Here is a 1,161-nt window from a genome sequence, read left to right as displayed (position 1 = left end):
ACCCTTCTCGCTCGAGCTGGAACTGATCAGCTACCAGGACGACATCGACTTCGGCCAGCTGCTCGACCAACCTGTGCTGTTCACCCTCTGGGACCGCGAACGCCCCGTGCGTCATGTGCATGGCCTGGTCAGCCGTTTCAGCCAAGCGGAGAGTGGCTTCTACCGCACCTACTACCACGCGCTGATCGAACCGCAGCTGGCCCGCGCCAAGCTGCGCTCGAACTGGCGCATTTTCCAGCACAAGAGCGTCCCGCAAATTCTCGAACTGATGCTCAAGCGCCAAGGCATCAAGCAGTTCGAGCTACGCGCCTCCATGGACCATCAAGCGCGCGAGTTTTGCGTTCAGGCCGGCGAAACGGACCTGGACTTCATTGCCCGCCTGGCCGCTGAGGAAGGCTTCGTCTACCGCTTCGAGCACAGTGCAAAGCGCCACAACCTGATCATCACCGACCGGCTGCAATCGCTCGGTATGATCAGCCTTGGGGCCATCAAGGCCGAGGAGGAAGACGAGGGTTTCTTCGAAGAGGGCAAGCCGCTCGTTCCCTACACCGTGCTGTACCAAGCCAACAGCGGCGGCGACCAGGAAAAACCCTGCCTGCGGCGCCTGCGCTACAGCGAACAGGTACGTACCGCCCAGCAGGTGCAGCGCGACTACACCTTCACCCACCCGGCCTACCGCCAGGAACACCGGGCCGCAGGCCCCTTCCTGGAGCACCAGTCCAGCGCGTACGAACGTTTCGATTACCCAGGGCGCTACAAACGCGATGCCGTCGGCAAACCGTTCACCGAAAACCGCATCACCGCACTGCGCCACGACGTGCGCATCGCCGAGGTCAAGGGTGACGATATGCGCCTGCAGCCGGGCCTGAGCTTCACCCTGACGGGTCACCCCCGTGATGACCTCAACGTGCATTGGCGGGTGAACACGGTCACCCACGAAGGCAGCCAGTTCACCAGCCTGCAAGAGGAAGCCGCCGGCGTTGACCAGAGCACACGCTACGAGCAAACCGCGCAACTCATCCCCGGCAGAACCGAGTGGCGCCCGGCCCCGTTGGCCAAACCCCATGTCGATGGGCCACACATGGCCACTGTGGTCGGCCCGCCTGGCGAAGAAATCTATTGCGACCAGTGGGGCCGGGTCAAAGTCAGCTTCCCCTGGGA

The 1,161-nt window shown here is 63.0% G+C and carries 1 protein-coding gene; it reads left to right on the top strand.

The features are described 5' to 3' along the window. The coding region (gene tssI, locus HU766_RS25940) for a type VI secretion system tip protein TssI/VgrG (RefSeq protein WP_186661847.1) at positions 1–1,161 on the top strand (1,161 nt) is incomplete at both ends.

Source organism: Pseudomonas sp. SWRI77, assembly GCF_014269105.1.
Taxonomy (GTDB): Bacteria; Pseudomonadota; Gammaproteobacteria; order Pseudomonadales; family Pseudomonadaceae; genus Aquipseudomonas; species Aquipseudomonas capeferrum.
The sequence above is the reverse complement of the archived record's forward strand: the minus strand, read 5'-3'. Positions and strand labels throughout refer to the sequence as shown.